We start from the raw sequence: 17,235 nt of genomic DNA on the forward strand, positions 1-17,235 counted from the left end.
TTTAGAGATAATTAAAGCTTTGGTTTAATGTAACTTAGATTAAATTTCAGGTATTTTGAAAATAGCTTTAAAAGTATTGGGAAATTTCAAGCGGTATGTTAACTTTGTGAATATTAGTAGCGCGTTAAGCTTTTATGAGTGATCTAACCGAAATAGTTGATAGTCTTGAAAATAGAATTAGCAAGTTACTTCATAAGTATGAAGCAACAAAGCAGTCACAACATTCAATTCAAGAAGAATTAGCGATTTTAAAAGAAGAAAATGAGCGTTTATCTGAAGAGGTGAAAACCTCAGAAAAACGAATTCATACGTTAAAAGCAGCCAACGCGATGCTAGGCAGTAACGAATATAAGAAAGAAACCAAGCTCAAAATAAACGGTTTAATAAGGGAAATTGATCAATGTATCGTTCAACTTTCAGAATAAAAAGAATTAATGTCCGACAAGCTTAAAATTAAATTATCTATTGCAGACCGCGTATATCCACTCACCATTCAGGCTGAACAGGAGGAGGGATTGCGTAAGGCAGCAAAGAAGATAGAAGCAATGATTAAGCAATTTGAGCAAAGTTATGCCGTAAGGGATAAGCAAGATGTATTGGCAATGTGTGCTTTACAATTTGCTGCCCAGACCGAGCAAAAATCTATAGATAATTCTAGCGAAGTGAAACTGATGGAAGAAAAGTTGAGATCACTCAATAATCTTCTTCAGGAGCAATTAGCTACCTAGTTCTTTTAAATAGCATTAAGGTTTACTGCCTGTATTAGTGATATATATTTGATAAACTCAACACGAATTCTTTAAAAAGGGTGAGTTTAAGTTGTAAAAGCGTGCCGTCTTAGAGCGGATACTTGATCAGCTTGTTAGCCCTATACTTATTTTATGGAGTTTATACAAAATTTGATCTAGTACAGGCTTTTTTATACAATTAAATTAAATATATGGAATCGATAATTTTTATGATAGTTGCCGGGATAGTGGGAGTAGCAATTGGTTTTGCGGTCGCTAAATATTTAGAGAAAAACCACGCTTCAAAAATCACTAAAGGTGCTAAAAAGTCTGCAGCCGCTATCTTAAGAGAAGCAAAAGCCGATGCAGAGAATATTAAAAAAGATAAAATTCTTCAAGCCAAGGAAAAGTTTATAGAATTAAAGTCTGAGCATGAGAAAGTGATCCTTTCTAGAGATAAAAAGATACAAGAGTCTGAGAAAAGAACCCGTGATAAGGAATCTCAAGTATCTAGTGAACTTTCTAAAAATAAAAATCTTAATAAAGATCTAGAAGATAAGATCAAAGACTACGATCATAGAAACGATTATTTAGAAAAGAAGAAAGAAGATATAGATAAATTGCACCACAGTCAGATCCAACAGTTGGAAGTGATTTCTGGATTATCTGCTGAAGATGCGAAGTCTCAACTTACCGAAACGTTAAGAGATACTGCCAAGGCAGACGCAATGGCATTAATTCAAGATACTATTGAAGAAGCCAAGTTAACCGCACAACAAGAAGCCAAAAAGATCATTATTAATACTATTCAAAGAATTGGTACAGAAGAAGCAATTGAAAATTGTGTTTCTGTATTCAACTTGGAGAGTGATGATGTTAAGGGTAGAATTATTGGGCGAGAAGGTAGAAACATTAGAGCGATAGAAGCAGCTACTGGAGTAGAGATCATTGTAGATGATACTCCTGAAGCAATTATTCTTTCTTGTTTTGATAGTGTGCGTAGAGAGGTTGCTAGATTATCACTTCACAAATTAGTTACAGATGGTAGAATTCACCCTGCTAGAATTGAAGAAGTAGTTAAGAAAACCAGAAAACAGATAGACGAAGAAATTATAGATATAGGAAAACGTACTGTTATTGAACTTGGTATTCATGGTTTACATCCGGAGTTAATAAAGGTAGTAGGTAGAATGAAATATCGTTCTTCTTATGGGCAAAACCTATTACATCACTCCAGAGAAGTAGCTAAGCTATGTGGAGTGATGGCAGCAGAACTTGGTCTAAACCCTAAATTAGCAAAACGGGCTGGACTATTACATGATATTGGTAAAGTACCAGATACAGAAACAGAAGTACCACACGCAATTCTTGGAATGCAATGGGCAGAGAAATATGGTGAAAAGCCAGAGGTATGTAATGCAATTGGAGCTCACCATGATGAAATAGAGATGACTTCCTTATTATCTCCGATCGTACAGGTATGTGATGCTATAAGTGGTGCGAGACCAGGAGCAAGAAGACAAGTATTAGATTCTTACATCCAAAGACTTAAAGATCTTGAGGAGATCGCATTTGGATTTGGTGGTGTTAAGAAAGCTTACGCAATTCAGGCCGGTAGAGAATTACGAGTTATTGTAGAAAGTGAAAAAGTAACTGATGATAAAGCATCGAACTTATCTTTTGAGATCTCTCAGAAAATACAAACAGATATGACGTATCCAGGACAAGTTAAAGTAACTGTTATTAGAGAAACCAGAGCGGTGAATATTGCTAAATAAACTTACCACTCAATAATAAAAAATCCCGCAATTTGCGGGATTTTTGTTTTTATAAGGGCATCTCTAATTTCTACTTTTCGTCGTAGATATCTTCATAACTATTTCCTTTAGTAACAAAGAATTCTCCTGTTACATATCTAAAATGTTCGTCTAGATCTGCAATTTGTTTAAGATCCTCTTCATCCAATTTAACCCCTGTACTTTCAAGATTCTCAACTATTCTACCTTCATTAGTAGATTTTGGAATTACAGCAGTTCCCCGTAAAGTATCCCAATTAATTATAACTTGTGCAGGAGAAGCTCCGTGTTTCTTTGCGATTTTTTTTATCACTTTATTCTCTAAAAGAGAAGGTTCATCTGGAGCTTTCATAGCATCCACTCTGTCCCCGCTTCCCAATGGAGAGTATGCAGTTAAATGAATTTCATTCTTGCTACAAAATTCTATCAATGAATTTTGTTGTAGATAAGGATGTAATTCTACCTGGTTTACTTCTGGTCCATTCTCGGTCTTAGATAAAAGATCTTTCAATTTGGTAGCACTAAAATTAGAAACTCCTACATGTCTTGTAAGACCTTCTTTTTTGGCTTCCAACATCTTATTCCATGTTTCTATGATAGGAGCTTCTTCAAGCGATAAATAGTCTTCATCGTTCTCTGGAAATGCTACACCTGGTTTAAAAGCTACTGGCCAATGAATTAGATATAGATCTAAATAATCCAATTGTAGGTCTTTTAATGTTTGCTTTAGAGCAGGTATCACATCTTCAGATTTATGTGCATTGTTCCAAAGTTTAGAAGTGATCCATAGGTCCTCTCTTTTTACGATCCCTTCCTTTAATACCTCTGCAAGTGCTTCGCCAACTTCAGCTTCATTGCCATAAGTGGCTGCACAATCTATATGTCTGTAGCCATTTTCTATAGCGGTTTTTACAGCTTTTCCTACTTCTCCTTTATCAGATTTCCAAGTACCTAACCCAATGGCAGGCATTTTATCTCCGTTTTTAAAATTTAAATGCTTCATTTTTATAATTTTTATTGAATTTACTCAGGAAGAGGCTCAATAAAAAATTAAATGAGAGGTTTAGCAAAACATTAATAATTGCTTCTGGGGTGAAAACTGTTTATCACTTCTTTTAAATGACTTTTGTCTACATGCATATAAATTTCTGTAGTCGTGATACTTTCATGACCCAGCATTAGTTGTATAGCTCTTAGATCGGCACCATTTTCCAATAAATGGGTAGCAAAGGAATGTCTAAAAGTGTGAGGGCTTATTTTCTTCTTAATTCCAGACTGTTCTGCAAGTTTTCGAACTATGGTAAAGATCATTGCTCGGGTAAGGGAATTGCCTCTTCTGTTTAAAAAGATAATATCTGATGCCTTTGGATGGATAGGGGAATTGTTTCTCGAGTTTTGAAGATATTCTGTAATATATTGTTCAGTAATAGAACTTACTGGAACAAAGCGCTGTTTATCGCCTTTTCCAGTAACCTTTATAAATCCTTCCTTAAAGTATAGATCGGAAATTTTAAGATCTAATAATTCAGAGACTCGGAGGCCACAGCCATATAAGGTTTCAATAATAGCTCTATTTCTTTCTCCCTGCGCATTAGATAAGTCTATATTAAATATCATTTTATCTATTTCAGCAAGTGAAAGTACATCTGGTAGTTTTCTGCCGATCTTTGGAGACTCAATTATTTCCATTGGATTATTATCTCTATATCCTTCAAAGATCAGATAATCAAAAAAGCTTTTTAATCCAGAGATCACTCTAGATTGTGATCTGGGATTTAAGGATTTAGCAATTTCAAAAACAAATTTCTGGAGTATTCCTGCTGATATCTTTATAGGAGATATCTGTATCTTATTAAGCATTAAATAGTTAATAAGTTTATGAATATCTAAAGAGTAGTTGGTAACAGAATTGTCTGATAGCCCACGTTCTATCCGCATAAAATTCTTAAAGTCTTGTAGAGCTTGTTCCCAAGTCATATTTATGATTATTAACAAAAGCTAGGCTTACAATTAGCAATACTTTAGGTTTGAATAACACTTCCTTAACAAATGTAGGACTAATTTTGCTCGTGAACTTAAAATAAAAATATATGAAAAAGTCGATTTTATTAATAGGAATAGCTTTATTGAGTTTGGGTAGCTTAAGCGCTCAAGAATATGTGAAATTTGGAGTTAAGGGAGGAATTAATTCCAGTACTTTTAGAGGTGATGGGTTTGGTGATTTTGACAATCCAGATTCTAGAACTTCTTTTAATCTAGGTCTTTTAGCAGAGATACCTGTTTCAGACAAATTTTCTATACAGCCAGAGGTTCTATATTCCGGGCAAGGTTATGATATTGTAAGTAGAGATAATGCAAACGATGTTGAATACCAGTTAGATTATATTAATGTTCCTGTTTTGGCTAAATACTATCTTGTTGAGGGTCTTTCTTTAGAGGCAGGTCCACAAATTGGATTTTTGGTGAACAGTGAAATCGATAGAAATCCAGGTGGTGATAGTGGAGATTTTTCTTTAAATGAAGATCAGTTTAATAAAGTAGATATTAGTTTAGGACTTGGAGCTTCTTATAAGTTTAGAGGAGGATTTTTCGTAAATGCACGATATAATCATGGTCTTACAGATGTTTATGATGATTCCTTTTTTAGTAATAGTGATGTTAAACACTCTGTTTTCCAGGGTGGTATTGGGTTTCTTTTCTAGAGAATTCTTATTTATAAAGAATAAGGCGCAACTGTAGAGTTGTGCCTTTTTTATTTGCTTTTTGTCGTAAACTGCTGAAAATCAGTGTAAATAAATCCCTTCATTATGTTTAAATCCATGATTTGTTCAATTTTTTTTGATAATTTTAAGTAACTAATCTTAAAAATAACGATCATGAAAAAGTTAGTAATTTCTTTTTTTGTTTTATTTATGGGAATAACTTCGGCCTTTAGTCAGGGTGATTTTAGGTTCGGAGTTAATGGTGGAATTCCAGTGGGAGATGTAGAAGATTTTTCAAATTTCCATTTAGGTACAGATGTCGCATATATGTTTAATGTTGCGGAAGTTTTAGATGTTGGGCCATTGCTTGGATATTCTCATTATTTTGTTGAGGATGATTTTGATGATATTCAGTTCATTCCCGTAGCGGCTTCGGGTCGTTTTGGACTCTCTTCATTTTATCTGGGAGCAGATCTTGGTTATGCAATAGGGGTAGATGATGGAAATGACGGAGGATTCTATTATAGACCAATGCTGGGATACAGGATAGGGAAATTGGGAATCGCGGCTTCTTATGAAGGTATAAGTATGGATGGTGGTAGCATTAATTCTATTAATCTAGGTATAGAATTCGGTTTATAGAATTACTATGTACTATGAATATAAAAAGTAGGTGTTTTGCACCTACTTTTTTATTGATTTAAATTTATTAGGTTCAAAATTGATATTTATGGTACTTTTATTTTTTAAAATTAGGAGTATGGCAAGAATAGCTTTTATTATATTAATATTTCTACTCTCAACATCGATCTTAAATGCACAATATAGAAGATCTAAAGACACAAAGGTTGGATTTATTAGCGGTTACGTTTATGCTCAGGTAAATGGAGAGAAAGATAACGCGAGATGGAATGATTATGGTTCAGGAGTTTATGGAGGTGCATTTGTGGATATTTACATTACAGACAAATTTCATTTACAGCCAGCGGTAAATTTCGCATATGTAAATGATTTTAATATTATCTATTTACCACTTATGCTAAAATATCAAATCGGCCAAAAGGGGTTTAATGTGCAAGCAGGAACTCAAGTAACTTATTTGTTAGGGAGTGAAGATGTTACCGGTACCAAAGATCAGTTTGGATGGGAGCTAGGTGCAGGATTGGGCATGGATATTACTAAATCTTTTTTTATTCAGGGGAGATATACGTATGAAGTAAGTAGGAGAAAAGTGGATGATTACCTTGGACAACCTTCCCAAGATTTTAAATTCAATAATATAATGATTGGTATTGGGTATAGGTTAAGTCCTGTAGACAGATTATAATTTCACTTAAACGCCTGATTAAAATCTATAAAGAGAACCTATGAAATTAATTATTATAAATGGTCCTAATCTCAATCTTTTAGGAACTAGGGAGCCAGATACTTATGGAGATCAGAGTTTTGAAGATTATTTTTCCAAACTTCAATTTCAATTTAGAGATGCCGAATTATCTCATTTTCAGAGTAACATAGAAGGAGAGTTGATCGACGAATTGCAAAAGGCAGATAAAGAATTTGATGGTATTATTTTAAATGCTGCGGCCTATACTCATACTTCTATAGGGATTGGAGATGCTGTTAAAGCTATTGCTACTCCAGTGGTAGAAGTACATATTTCCAACACCTATTCCAGAGAAAAATTTAGACATAAATCCTTTATATCTCCAAATGCTAAAGGCGTAATTCTAGGTTTTGGACTGCAGAGTTACGATCTAGCTATCGCGAGTTTTATTAAACAATAAGCTCATGTATAAATCATATTTAAATTGGAGTAGTGGTAAGGATGCTGCTTTTTCTTTATATAAGATCCAAAAGGCTGGAGAATATAAGGTGGAAAAACTTATTACCACTATAAACTCTGAAGTAGATAGAGTTTCCATGCATGGAGTGAGAAAGGATTTGTTACAGCGGCAAGCTGAAAGTATTGGAATACCCCTGGAATTGATAGCATTGGATGGAACCGTTTCTATGGAAGAATATAATTCTATAATGGCTGAAGCGGTTAATAAACTGAGATCTGAAGATCATTCCCATGCTATATTTGGAGACATATTTCTAGAAGATCTTAGAACGTATAGGGAGGAACAACTAAAAAAAATAGATATAACCGCAGTTTTCCCTCTTTGGAAAAAGAATACAAAACACTTAATAACTGAATTCATTGAGTTAGGATTTAAAGCGATCACAGTTTGTGTAAATGCAAAAGTTTTAGATAAGTCGTTTTGCGGAAGAGAAATAGATCTAGATTTTATAAACAGCTTACCTGCAAATGTTGATCCCTGTGGGGAACATGGGGAATTTCATACTTTTGTTTATGATGGTCCAAATTTTAAAGAACCTGTAAGATTTGAAATTGGAGAAATAATCGAAAAAAAATATTCTCCATCCAAAACAGAGGATGACTGCTTTAAAGAAAAAACTGAATCTTGGGATACCGCATTTTGGTATTGTGATCTTCTACCGATATAAAACAAAAAAAGCTCCGATATTTCGGAGCTTTTTTATATAAACCTTTTAATGTTATAGATGAATCACTTCTCCATAAGCAGCTGCCACAGCTTCCATCACTGCTTCACTCATTGTTGGGTGAGGATGAATAGCTTTTAAAACTTCATGTCCTGTAGTTTCCAATTTTCTACCAAGAACAGCTTCAGCGATCATATCTGTTACTCCTGCACCAATCATATGACAACCTAACCATTCACCATATTTAGCATCAAAAATAACTTTTACGAAACCGTCTGGGGTTCCTGCAGCTTTTGCTTTTCCAGATGCAGAGAAAGGAAATTTACCAACTTTAAGTTCGTAACCAGCCTCTTTAGCTTGCTTTTCTGTCATTCCAACAGATGCAATTTCCGGGGTTGCATAGGTACATCCAGGGATATTTCCATAATCTATTGCTTCCACATGAACTCCTGCTATTTTTTCTACACAAGTAATTCCTTCAGCAGAAGCTACGTGAGCAAGCGCAGGTCCAGCTACCACATCTCCAATTGCATAAATACCTGCAACATTAGTTTGGTACCATTCATCTACAAGAATCTTATCTTTATCTGTTTTAATACCAAGTTCTTCTAAACCGATATTTTCAATATTAGTTTTAATTCCAACTGCAGAAAGTACGATCTCTGCTTCTAGAGTTTCTTCCCCTTTTTTGGTCTTAACTTTAGCTTTTATCAATTTTCCAGAAGTGTCAACACTTTCTACAGAAGAATTGGTCATTACCTTAATACCGGCTTTTTTCACACTTCTTTCAAACTGCTTAGAAACCTCTTCATCTTCTAAAGGAACTAAATTTGGAAGGAATTCTACTATAGTAACATCTGTTCCCATAGCATTATAAAAATGAGCAAATTCCACTCCAATTGCCCCAGAACCAACTACGATCATAGATTTTGGTTGGGTCTTTAAAGTCATTGCTTCACGATATCCAATCACTTTCTTACCATCTTGTTTAAGATTTGGTAACTCTCTAGATCTTGCGCCAGTTGCAACAATTATATGATCTGCCTCTACATCTTTTTTCTTATTATCTTTATCTGTAACCTCAACTTTTTTTCCGCCCTTAAGTTTTCCGTAACCCTCAATAACGTCTATCTTATTCTTTTTCATTAAGAATTGAACACCTTTGCTCATTCCTTCTGCTACATCTCTACTTCGCTTTACAACAGCTCCAAAATCTTTATCTGGATTCTGAAGAGTAAGACCATAGTCTTCTGCATGTTTTAAATAATCGAATACCTGAGCACTTTTAAGTAAAGCTTTTGTTGGGATACAACCCCAGTTAAGACATACACCTCCAAGTTTTTCCTTTTCGATGATTGCGGTTTTAAAACCAAGTTGTGAAGCGCGAATTGCGGTTACGTAACCTCCTGGACCACTTCCTAGAACAACGATATCGTATTTACTCATATTTCGAAATTTTTATGACATTTTTAGAAGTTGCGAATTTAAGGAATATAAGCCTAAACTGAAAGAATTAGAATTAGTGAAATTACCAGATTAAGAATTTAAATAAAAATGGCTCTACTTATTATGTAGAGCCATTGAGAAAATAGTATTTATTATCTATTTATTTTTTGATCACATCTGCTTCTCTAATATTCAATTCTTTCATTACTGCATTCATATTAGTTAAATCCAATTGTTTTCTATTTTCAGCAAAAGCGGCTGGAACAACTATAATTCTGAATTTTTGATTTAATCTGAATTCAGAATTTAAAGCAGCATAGTTTAATGCACTTCCATCTGAATTAATTCCGTCTAAGAAGATAAAAACATCTTCGTAAGTAAAGTCGAAATTATACTGTACTGTTTTGTCTCCTTGAAAATAGGTTTGTGGTAAAGCTCTAAAAATTTCGATAGGAACTCCATTTGCATCATCATTTCCATCTCCTACTTTAACGTAAACCAAAACTGCATCCGATTCAAAAACCTCAACTCCTTCATCATCAAAAAATAAAGAAAGTGTATAATCATTTGCAGCAGTAAAATCTCCGGGAAGATCTATTGCTGTTCCAATATATCCATTTACACCAGATGGTCCTTCAGGTCCCTGAGGTCCAGGAGGTCCTTGTACACTATCTGAGGTACAAGAGGTCATGGCGAAAAGCGCACATATTATAAGGGTAGATAATTTTTTCATAATTTAATTTTTAAAGTTTAAGAATTTTTATTGAAATCTATACTTGCTGAATTTACACAAAATCTTTGACCTGACGGGGAAGGGCCATCATCAAATACATGACCTAGATGACCTCCACAATTGGCACAAAGAATCTCTGTTCTTATCATTCCAAATGTTTTGTCTTGCACATATTCTATAGTTCCTTCTATTGCTTCATCAAAGCTAGGCCATCCACATGAGCTTTCGAATTTGCTATTGCTTTCAAAAAGTTTTGCTTTGCAGGCAGCACATTGATATTCCCCATTATCAAAATGAAGATTGTATTTCCCAGAATTTGGAGCTTCAGTTCCCTTTTGCCTTAGAACTCGATATTGTTCTTCAGAAAGTTCTTTTTTCCATTCCTCTTCTGTCTTCTCTATATTATACTTTTTCATTAAATATATCTTTATTTAGTATCTGGTATAAATTTCATGGCATCTCCATTTATACAATGTCTTTCTCCAGTAGTTTCTTGGGGACCATCATTAAATAAATGTCCTAAATGACCTCCGCAGGTAGCACAATGAATTTCATCTCTGGAATAACCTAATTTAGAATCAGATCCCATTTCTATTCCACTATTAATTGCTCTATCAAAACTTGGCCATCCAGTTCCACTATCAAATTTGTGCTCCGTTTTATATAGTTTAGTTCCACAGGCAGCACAAACAAAAGTTCCTGGTTTTTTAATATCATTCAACTCGCTTGAGAAAGGTCTTTCTGTTCCTGCCTTTCTAAGGATTTGGTACTGAGCTGGAGTTAAAATTTCTTTCCATTCAGCATCTGTTTTTGAAACTTCAAATTTTGAAGCTACCTCCTTTGACTTTGATTCAGAATTACTTTTCTGAGCATTGCTATTACAACTAATAGCGACAATTGCTAAAAATGCAAAAAATAAATTTTTCATGTTTTTATTTTTAAATCTACAAAGATTATACCGCGATGAATGTTGTTATTTTGTTAATTACTTCAGGATCCCCTAATATCTTCCGATGCCCCAATCCTTTAGTGATATATAATTGACTATTCTCTAGGTTTTTGGAGATCTCGTAAGCAGAACTCACGTGTACATCTACATCATCTTCGTCATGTATAACTAGGCTTGGTATTTTAACTTCTTCTGCAGAAATTGCACCCGAATAATTATCCATGTCTTCTCCGAATTTAGTATCGAAATAAGATTTCATCTTAATTGCAACCTTTTCATTTAGTTGCATATTTTGGGCAAAATCCTTGGTAATATGAGTGACACTGTTAGCAGTTCCAATAACAACTAACTTATTTACCTTAAGACCATCTTTTATAGCTTTTAGAATAGACATACCACCTAAAGAGTGTCCTATAGCAGCATGAAAGGGTCCATAAGTTTTTTCTAAATGATGTATTGATTCTATAAAAAATGGCATCATACTTATTTTACCAGGTGCTTTTCCATGACCTGGCGCATCAAAACTCAGAATGCTAAATCCTTTTCTCACCAGCTCTTTTGCAATTATAGCCATTTGAGTACCAGTACCACTCCAACCATGAATGAGTAATATTTTCTTTTGGGATTCCCCATAATGATATACTACAATTTCTCTGTTTATAGCGGGAACTGTAATTTTTTCCTGAATGGAATTTTGATCCATCTCCTTTTCTCTGGAAGGGGTTTTGTATTTAAAAGGAGTAAAAAAAAGTCTTGCAGCAAATCTACTCGCGATAAATGGGGAGATTGCAGTTAAAACTTTTCCAGTGACCATTATATATTTTGGAGCAAGTAGTACTTGTACTGGCTTCTTCTTTTCTATTGATTGGGACATAAAATAAATTAGAAGCGCCAAGTTAAATAAATTCCTATGATGTTAGGATTAAAGAAATTATAAAAGATAATTTATAAATGGTATCATTTTTGAAAATCCATAACTGTTAAAGCAAGCATAAACATTCTAAACAGAAAGCGGTTGTTTTGTATTTTTATCAAACTAAAACCAAAAATCATGAGAATTAAAAATTTATTTATAGCAGTTTTTGCTGTGTTTGTTATGGTTGGTTGTAAAACCAATCCTTTTACTGGAGAGAAAAATTTAAACTTTGTTTCTAACGATCAAATATTTCCAGCCGCATTTGCACAATACGATCAATTTTTAGCTGAAAATAAAGTTGTAACAGGCACTTCAGAAGCTAGAATGGTGAAAAATGTTGGTCAAAAAATAGTTACAGCATCAGAAAGATATTTGAATGCAAATGGTTATCAAGGATATTTGAAAGATTTCGCATGGGAATTTAATTTAGTAGATGATGAAGCTGTGAATGCTTGGGCAATGCCAGGAGGAAAGGTTGTAGCTTATACAGGTATTTTACCAGTAGCAAAAGATGAAACTGGACTAGCAGTAGTTATGGCGCATGAGGTTGCTCACGCATTAGCAGATCACGGTGCACAACGTATGAGTGCAGCACAATTACAACAATTAGGAGCAGTTGCAGGAACTGTGGCATTAAGTGGTAAAAGCGATCAGACTCAACAAATCTTTGCTCAAGCTTACGGATTAGGTTCTCAATTAGGTGTAATGTTGCCTTTTAGTAGAAGTCATGAGACGGAAGCAGATAGAATAGGTTTAACATTAATGGCTATTGCAGGATATAATCCAGATGAAGCTGCAGGTCTATGGAGAAGGATGGCAGAACAGAATGGGGGACAAGCACCACCTGAGTTTTTAAGTACTCACCCATCTTCTACAACTAGAATTAATAATCTTACACAATGGGCTCCAGCAGCAAGAGCTGAAGCAGCAAAATATGGTGTAACTTCCTTTAAATAGGATATTTATTATAACTTTTTGAAAAGCCGTTCTTTTAGAACGGCTTTTTTTTTATTTTTAAAAAATGAAATATCCCCCTAAAGGAAGCAAGAAATTATTAAATGCCTGGGCGTTTTATGATTGGGCCAATTCTGTTTACAGTTTGGTGATCGCTTCAGCAATCTTCCCGATTTTCTATGGAGCAATCACAATTGTAAAAGATAGCGATGGCAACATTATAGATGATACTATTAATTTTATGGGGTATAATCTCAATAACGACTCGTTAATAAGCTACGTTACTGCTTTGGCGTTTTTGGTGGTTTCTATTTTCAGTCCATTTTTATCTGGGATCTCAGATTACGTGGGGAATAAAAAATCCTTTTTAAAATTCTTTTGCTATTTGGGAGCGATTTCATGTATTGGCCTGTTTTGGTTTAGTTTAGATTTTCTATGGTTTGGGTTATTATGCTATTTCTTTGCACTAATAGGTTTCTGGTCTAGTTTGGTGTTTTATAATTCTTATTTGCCAGATATTGCTTTTCCAGAGCAGCAAGATAAAATTAGCGCCAAAGGTTTTTCATTAGGATATATTGGAAGTGTAATACTATTGATCATATGTTTGATAATGATCATGAAATATGAGTGGTTTGGTTTTGAAGATGAAGGTTTACCAACTAGATTATCTTTTGTGTTAACCGGAATCTGGTGGATAGGATTTAGCCAATATACCTACAAGTATTTACCAAAAGGGAATAAGAAAGAGAAGCTTACTAGGAATGTACTTTTTAATGGATTTAAAGAAATAAATAAAATTTGGTTTGCCCTTAAATCTCAGGTTAGACTTAGTAGATATTTAATGGCTTTTTTCACCTATAGTATGGCTGTGCAAACTATTATGCTTATAGCCACTTATTTTGGAATTGAAGAATTAGATTGGGGAGAACAAGATGCAACCACCGGGTTAATTGTTAGTATCTTATTAATACAATTAGTTGCAGTGGTGGGAGCAACTTTAACTTCTAGAATAGCCTTGAAAATCGGAAATATTAAAACCCTTATTTATTTAAATATCTTCTGGATTCTTATATGTATTTATGCCTATTTTATAATAACACCACAAGAGTTTTATGTAGCTGCGGCCGCTGTAGGTTTAGTAATGGGTGGAATTCAGGCTTTATCTCGTTCTACTTATTCTAAAATGATTCCTGAGAACACCGTAGATACAGCTAGTTATTTTAGTTTTTACGATGTATCGGAAAAGATCGGGATCGTGATTGGGATGTCTATGTATGGGATAGTAGCTCAAATAACAGGGAGTGTTCGTAATGCTATTCTTTTTCTAATAGTTTTCTTTGTAGCGGGTGTATTCTTGTTGCTGAGAGTTCCTAAAAATAATGAACCTGTAAAAGTTGACTAACTCTTACAGGTTCATTATTTTTTTAATATAACCTCGATGAAGATTTAAGGTCTTTGCCTTAGGTTTTTTGAAATATTCGGGAAACTAGTGTTTCGAGATATCACCAGAACCAGATGTTTTAAAATCTTGTTTTTCTGGGTTTCCTTTATATCCTATATCGCCCGAACCAGAAACACGAGCTTTCAAAGATTCTGATGCATATACTTGGATATCTCCAGATCCCGAAACTGCCGCTTCTACATTTATTGCATTTAAATTGTATGCCATGAAATCTCCAGAACCGGTTACTTTACAGCTAAAGTCTTTTGCCTTTCCATTTAGTTTAATATCTCCAGAACCTGTAATAGAGCCCCATAATTGTTTTGCTTCCACATTAAGATTAATATCTCCAGACCCAGTAACTCCAATTTTTAGCTCATTAGCCTTTAAGATCCCATTGTTAGAAACATCTCCCGAGCCGGTTACAGAAAGACTGCTAATTGTCTCTACAGGAACAGTCACTCGAATAGTCATGTTACGGGATGGGTTTAATGACACATCTTTTTCAACAGAAATTTTGAGCTTTCCATCCTTAACTTCTGTTAAAATATATTCCTGTAAATTACTTTCTGCATCTACTTTAAGTTTTCCCTCTGTGCCAGATATAATTTGAACATCCATAGAACCTATCAAGGCAATTTCATCGTAACGGGGAGTGCTACGGGTATCTGAAACCATATTTCCATTCCCATTTATTTTTTTACTCCCCCACCATTGTGCATTCATGTTGGTGGTGCCTATAAGTATTAGGAATAATAAGATAATTACTTTTTTCATGATCGTTTTGTTTTAGTTATTTAAATTATTTCTTTTGAAATGTGACACTTGCGTAGTTGCTTCTTATAATAATGTTACTTGAATTATCAGATTTAATATGATAACCGGAAAAACTTTTTTTGTATGATTCATCATTTTTCTTTTGAACATCTAATTCATCTATCCCATCAATACCTCCATAAGTTGATACGATATCGAAATCGAAAGCCTGATCCATTGCATATCCAATTTTCACTCCTGCGTAATTAGATTTAATTTTAATATCTCCAGCTCCCTTCATGATCTTATTGATTTCAAGACTTCCATAGTCTAAATTAAGATCTAGAGATTGATAAGCTTGCCCAATTTTAGTGCTAACATAATCTGCATTTCCATCAAGTTTTCTAACTTTATCTACATTGAGACTTCCATAATCCCCATTGTATTTTAAATATTCTACTTTTCTTATTTTACTTTTAGAATAATCTGCATTGATATCTAGAGTCTTTGCATCTTCTATTTCAAATTCAGAATAATCTGCATTGATAACTGCATTCTTAACTACTCTAATATGACTGTTTCTAGAGTAATCTATGCTAATTTGATTACTACTTCCCAGCAATTCACCAATATCAATACTTCCGTAATCACAATTTATTTGAGCGTTCCCGGTTAATTTATCTAGGTAGATATTTCCGTAGTCATTTATTAGGTGCACATTATTTGTTACAGGAGCTTTAATAACATAATTTATCTCCATATTCATATTGTTATTTTCTCCAAAGATCATATTCCACCATGATCTATTTTCTTCTTCAAAATAAGTTTTAGCACTTACTCCTACAGAAGATTGGTTAAATTTCACATAGATCTCTTCCAGCTTTTCTTTTACTTTCTGTTCATCATTTCCATTCACTTTTATTACTACTTCAATTTGTACCTTGTTTTTGCTCCAAGTAGTAACATCTATATTTCCATAACTATTGTCAATTTTTAGAAGTGCATCTGCAGCTACATCATAGGATTTGGTGATCTTTTTCTCTTTTGTGTGTTTGCCAGAGATTTTATCTATAGCCGCATCATTTCCATTGAAAGTGGGAACTGCGGGATACATCACTGCGAGGATAAATATGTTATATAATAGTGCTTTCATTTTTGTTGTTTTTTAATTCTTTAATTTCTTCAATTTGGGTTAAAACGGTATTTAATAGATCTATACGTTGTTGCAGGTTGGATACCATCGCAAATATTACTCGCCTATCTTTACCACTATCAGAAAGGTCTACTCTAAGTTTTTTATACTCATTGTCCAATCGTTCCAGTTGTACTAAGGCATCATCAATAATTATTTTTGTTTCTGGAGATTTAGAAGCCTTCACTTTATCCAGTTCTGCTCTAATAGCTTTTGCATAAAACTCCTGTGTTTCTTTCATCTCGGGAGAAACTGCTGCAAGATCTGCAGGTTTCGCAAGCAAATTGGTATTTAACAAACTACCAGCAATTAATATTATAAATACAATACTTGCTGCAATAGCTATCCAAGATTGCCATAAAGTTCTAACATTACTTTCACCGCTTTTACCATTAAGGTTCCGGGACTCTTTTAATTTCTCGAAAAACCGATCTTCATGACCAATTTCTGGTTCTTCTAGATCGCAGTCTTCGTTTATAAAGAGTTTATATAATTCCTCATCTTTCATTTTCTGATAATATTTTTCTTAATTGTTCTTTTGCTCTAGAGATGGTCGTTCTACAATTAGCAGGGCTTAGTTTAAGGATGTCACATATTTCTTCATAATCATAGCCATCAATTAAATGAAGTGTAAGAATGACTCTGTAATTTTCTTTAAGGAAATCGAACTTTTTTAAAATATGCTGAATTTTACAGTTGTTTTCCTCTTCTTCAATTACCCCTATTTCGTCTCCCTCATATATTTCATTCTTAAATTCATCATTATAAGAAACCTGTGCATATTTTATTCTCTTGTTATATGCATTTATACTAAGGTTTACTACAATTTTCTTGATCCAGGCACCAAATGTTGATTTACCTTCGAACGTATGGATCTTAGAAAATGCCTTAATAAATCCCTCTTGCATGATATCTTCTGCTTCCGCAGTATCCTTAACAATTCTCAGAGCGGTATTATACATCGCTTTATAATATTTTTTGTACACTTCTAATTGTGCTCGTTGCTCTTGCTTTTGGCAACGTACAATCAAATCGTCTGTATAAGTAATGGTTGGTGTCAAGAAATATATATTAAGCTCTTACTATAAAGATACCTTAGTTTTTAAATTGT

21 protein-coding genes and 1 other RNA gene are annotated in these 17,235 nt (G+C 33.9%); 11 read left to right on the plus strand and 11 right to left on the minus strand.

Annotated elements, in window-relative coordinates:
- Nucleotides 1-134: 134 nt before the first annotated feature.
- From BC962_RS15520 to rny, 4 genes are all read left to right on the plus strand, one after another.
- Nucleotides 135-425 carry a hypothetical protein gene (locus tag BC962_RS15520; RefSeq protein ID WP_121346945.1) on the plus strand — a complete coding sequence of 97 codons (291 nt, stop codon included), beginning with the start codon at nucleotides 135-137 and terminating at the stop codon, nucleotides 423-425.
- Between the two features lie 9 nt (nucleotides 426-434).
- Nucleotides 435-728, plus strand: a complete 294-nt coding sequence (locus BC962_RS15525) for a cell division protein ZapA (RefSeq protein ID WP_121346946.1) — start codon at nucleotides 435-437, stop codon at nucleotides 726-728.
- 55 nt (nucleotides 729-783) lie between these two features.
- Nucleotides 784-890: non-coding RNA, 6S RNA (ssrS, locus tag BC962_RS15530), on the plus strand.
- A gap of 50 nt (nucleotides 891-940) precedes the next feature.
- Nucleotides 941-2,506 carry a ribonuclease Y gene (rny, locus tag BC962_RS15535; protein WP_121346947.1) on the plus strand — a complete coding sequence of 522 codons (1,566 nt, stop codon included), beginning with the start codon at nucleotides 941-943 and terminating at the stop codon, nucleotides 2,504-2,506.
- 70 nt (nucleotides 2,507-2,576) lie between these two features.
- Here the strand turns inward: rny and BC962_RS15540 are convergent, their stop codons facing one another.
- Together BC962_RS15540 and xerA are read right to left on the minus strand one after the other, a co-directional pair.
- Nucleotides 2,577-3,527, minus strand: coding sequence for an aldo/keto reductase (locus BC962_RS15540; protein ID WP_121346948.1), 951 nt, complete (start codon nucleotides 3,525-3,527; stop codon nucleotides 2,577-2,579).
- Nucleotides 3,528-3,598: 71 nt separating this feature from the next.
- Nucleotides 3,599-4,501: a site-specific tyrosine recombinase/integron integrase gene (xerA, locus tag BC962_RS15545; RefSeq protein ID WP_121346949.1), complete on the minus strand. Its 903-nt coding sequence runs from the start codon at nucleotides 4,499-4,501 to the stop codon at nucleotides 3,599-3,601.
- Between the two features lie 113 nt (nucleotides 4,502-4,614).
- Here xerA and BC962_RS15550 point away from each other — a divergent pair, with 113 nt between their 5' ends.
- From BC962_RS15550 to BC962_RS15570, 5 genes are all read left to right on the plus strand, one after another.
- A complete protein-coding gene (locus tag BC962_RS15550; protein ID WP_121346950.1) occupies nucleotides 4,615-5,226 on the plus strand; it encodes a porin family protein in 612 nt (203 codons plus the stop codon).
- 174 nt (nucleotides 5,227-5,400) lie between these two features.
- Entirely contained in the window at nucleotides 5,401-5,868 is a 468-nt protein-coding gene (locus BC962_RS15555) for a hypothetical protein (RefSeq protein WP_121346951.1), read from the plus strand.
- Nucleotides 5,869-5,986: 118 nt separating this feature from the next.
- Nucleotides 5,987-6,553, plus strand: a complete 567-nt coding sequence (locus BC962_RS15560; RefSeq protein WP_183075527.1) for an outer membrane beta-barrel protein — start codon at nucleotides 5,987-5,989, stop codon at nucleotides 6,551-6,553.
- A gap of 40 nt (nucleotides 6,554-6,593) precedes the next feature.
- A complete protein-coding gene (aroQ, locus tag BC962_RS15565; protein ID WP_121346953.1) occupies nucleotides 6,594-7,013 on the plus strand; it encodes a type II 3-dehydroquinate dehydratase in 420 nt (139 codons plus the stop codon).
- 4 nt (nucleotides 7,014-7,017) lie between these two features.
- On the plus strand, nucleotides 7,018-7,740 hold the full coding sequence (locus BC962_RS15570) for a Dph6-related ATP pyrophosphatase (RefSeq protein WP_121346954.1): 723 nt from the start codon (nucleotides 7,018-7,020) through the stop codon (nucleotides 7,738-7,740).
- A 51-nt stretch (nucleotides 7,741-7,791) separates the two neighbouring features.
- Here the strand turns inward: BC962_RS15570 and lpdA are convergent, their stop codons facing one another.
- The 5 genes from lpdA to BC962_RS15595 form a co-directional block, all read right to left on the minus strand.
- Nucleotides 7,792-9,183: a dihydrolipoyl dehydrogenase gene (gene lpdA, locus BC962_RS15575; protein ID WP_121346955.1), complete on the minus strand. Its 1,392-nt coding sequence runs from the start codon at nucleotides 9,181-9,183 to the stop codon at nucleotides 7,792-7,794.
- Nucleotides 9,184-9,343: 160 nt separating this feature from the next.
- Complete coding sequence (locus BC962_RS15580) at nucleotides 9,344-9,916, minus strand: collagen-like protein (RefSeq protein ID WP_121346956.1); 573 nt, start codon at nucleotides 9,914-9,916, stop codon at nucleotides 9,344-9,346.
- A gap of 17 nt (nucleotides 9,917-9,933) precedes the next feature.
- Nucleotides 9,934-10,332 (minus strand): peptide-methionine (R)-S-oxide reductase MsrB, encoded by a 399-nt coding sequence (msrB, locus tag BC962_RS15585; protein WP_121346957.1) that lies wholly within the window; start codon nucleotides 10,330-10,332, stop codon nucleotides 9,934-9,936.
- Between the two features lie 11 nt (nucleotides 10,333-10,343).
- Complete coding sequence (msrB, locus tag BC962_RS15590) at nucleotides 10,344-10,844, minus strand: peptide-methionine (R)-S-oxide reductase MsrB (RefSeq protein WP_121346958.1); 501 nt, start codon at nucleotides 10,842-10,844, stop codon at nucleotides 10,344-10,346.
- Nucleotides 10,845-10,869: 25 nt separating this feature from the next.
- On the minus strand, nucleotides 10,870-11,739 hold the full coding sequence (locus tag BC962_RS15595; protein WP_121346959.1) for an alpha/beta fold hydrolase: 870 nt from the start codon (nucleotides 11,737-11,739) through the stop codon (nucleotides 10,870-10,872).
- Between the two features lie 177 nt (nucleotides 11,740-11,916).
- On the opposite strand from BC962_RS15595, the gene BC962_RS15600 reads away from it, so the two are divergent.
- Both BC962_RS15600 and BC962_RS15605 read left to right on the plus strand, forming a co-directional pair.
- Entirely contained in the window at nucleotides 11,917-12,738 is an 822-nt protein-coding gene (locus BC962_RS15600) for a M48 family metallopeptidase (protein WP_121346960.1), read from the plus strand.
- A 64-nt stretch (nucleotides 12,739-12,802) separates the two neighbouring features.
- Complete coding sequence (locus BC962_RS15605) at nucleotides 12,803-14,137, plus strand: MFS transporter (RefSeq protein WP_121346961.1); 1,335 nt, start codon at nucleotides 12,803-12,805, stop codon at nucleotides 14,135-14,137.
- Between the two features lie 84 nt (nucleotides 14,138-14,221).
- On the opposite strand, the gene BC962_RS15610 is transcribed toward BC962_RS15605, so the two are convergent.
- From BC962_RS15610 to BC962_RS15625, 4 genes are read right to left on the minus strand one after another with little or no spacing between them, the layout of a single operon-like run.
- A complete protein-coding gene (locus BC962_RS15610; RefSeq protein ID WP_121346962.1) occupies nucleotides 14,222-14,953 on the minus strand; it encodes a head GIN domain-containing protein in 732 nt (243 codons plus the stop codon).
- A 25-nt stretch (nucleotides 14,954-14,978) separates the two neighbouring features.
- A complete protein-coding gene (locus BC962_RS15615; RefSeq protein ID WP_121346963.1) occupies nucleotides 14,979-16,085 on the minus strand; it encodes a hypothetical protein in 1,107 nt (368 codons plus the stop codon).
- On the minus strand, nucleotides 16,066-16,632 hold the full coding sequence (locus tag BC962_RS15620; protein WP_121346964.1) for a DUF4179 domain-containing protein: 567 nt from the start codon (nucleotides 16,630-16,632) through the stop codon (nucleotides 16,066-16,068). The genes BC962_RS15615 and BC962_RS15620 overlap by 20 nt, the downstream gene beginning before the upstream one ends.
- Nucleotides 16,622-17,185 carry an RNA polymerase sigma factor gene (locus tag BC962_RS15625; protein WP_121346965.1) on the minus strand — a complete coding sequence of 188 codons (564 nt, stop codon included), beginning with the start codon at nucleotides 17,183-17,185 and terminating at the stop codon, nucleotides 16,622-16,624. Before BC962_RS15625 ends, BC962_RS15620 begins: the two co-directional genes overlap by 11 nt.
- Nucleotides 17,186-17,235 lie beyond the last annotated feature (50 nt).

Origin of the sequence: Gillisia mitskevichiae (assembly GCF_003634585.1) — a bacterium.
In the GTDB taxonomy this organism is placed as follows: domain Bacteria; phylum Bacteroidota; class Bacteroidia; order Flavobacteriales; family Flavobacteriaceae; genus Gillisia; species Gillisia mitskevichiae.

Bases quoted from the DNA above. Each gene is read 5' to 3' on its own strand.
- BC962_RS15520 (WP_121346945.1), top strand. From the start codon at position 135: ATGAGTGATCTAACCGAAATAGTTGATAGTCTTGAAAATAGAATTAGC.
- BC962_RS15525 (WP_121346946.1), top strand. From the start codon at position 435: ATGTCCGACAAGCTTAAAATTAAATTATCTATTGCAGACCGCGTATAT.
- rny (WP_121346947.1), top strand. From the start codon at position 941: ATGGAATCGATAATTTTTATGATAGTTGCCGGGATAGTGGGAGTAGCA.
- BC962_RS15540 (WP_121346948.1), bottom strand. From the start codon at position 3,527: ATGAAGCATTTAAATTTTAAAAACGGAGATAAAATGCCTGCCATTGGG.
- xerA (WP_121346949.1), bottom strand. From the start codon at position 4,501: ATGACTTGGGAACAAGCTCTACAAGACTTTAAGAATTTTATGCGGATA.
- BC962_RS15550 (WP_121346950.1), top strand. From the start codon at position 4,615: ATGAAAAAGTCGATTTTATTAATAGGAATAGCTTTATTGAGTTTGGGT.
- BC962_RS15555 (WP_121346951.1), top strand. From the start codon at position 5,401: ATGAAAAAGTTAGTAATTTCTTTTTTTGTTTTATTTATGGGAATAACT.
- BC962_RS15560 (WP_183075527.1), top strand. From the start codon at position 5,987: ATGGCAAGAATAGCTTTTATTATATTAATATTTCTACTCTCAACATCG.
- aroQ (WP_121346953.1), top strand. From the start codon at position 6,594: ATGAAATTAATTATTATAAATGGTCCTAATCTCAATCTTTTAGGAACT.
- BC962_RS15570 (WP_121346954.1), top strand. From the start codon at position 7,018: ATGTATAAATCATATTTAAATTGGAGTAGTGGTAAGGATGCTGCTTTT.
- lpdA (WP_121346955.1), bottom strand. From the start codon at position 9,183: ATGAGTAAATACGATATCGTTGTTCTAGGAAGTGGTCCAGGAGGTTAC.
- BC962_RS15580 (WP_121346956.1), bottom strand. From the start codon at position 9,916: ATGAAAAAATTATCTACCCTTATAATATGTGCGCTTTTCGCCATGACC.
- msrB (WP_121346957.1), bottom strand. From the start codon at position 10,332: ATGAAAAAGTATAATATAGAGAAGACAGAAGAGGAATGGAAAAAAGAA.
- msrB (WP_121346958.1), bottom strand. From the start codon at position 10,844: ATGAAAAATTTATTTTTTGCATTTTTAGCAATTGTCGCTATTAGTTGT.
- BC962_RS15595 (WP_121346959.1), bottom strand. From the start codon at position 11,739: ATGTCCCAATCAATAGAAAAGAAGAAGCCAGTACAAGTACTACTTGCT.
- BC962_RS15600 (WP_121346960.1), top strand. From the start codon at position 11,917: ATGAGAATTAAAAATTTATTTATAGCAGTTTTTGCTGTGTTTGTTATG.
- BC962_RS15605 (WP_121346961.1), top strand. From the start codon at position 12,803: ATGAAATATCCCCCTAAAGGAAGCAAGAAATTATTAAATGCCTGGGCG.
- BC962_RS15610 (WP_121346962.1), bottom strand. From the start codon at position 14,953: ATGAAAAAAGTAATTATCTTATTATTCCTAATACTTATAGGCACCACC.
- BC962_RS15615 (WP_121346963.1), bottom strand. From the start codon at position 16,085: ATGAAAGCACTATTATATAACATATTTATCCTCGCAGTGATGTATCCC.
- BC962_RS15620 (WP_121346964.1), bottom strand. From the start codon at position 16,632: ATGAAAGATGAGGAATTATATAAACTCTTTATAAACGAAGACTGCGAT.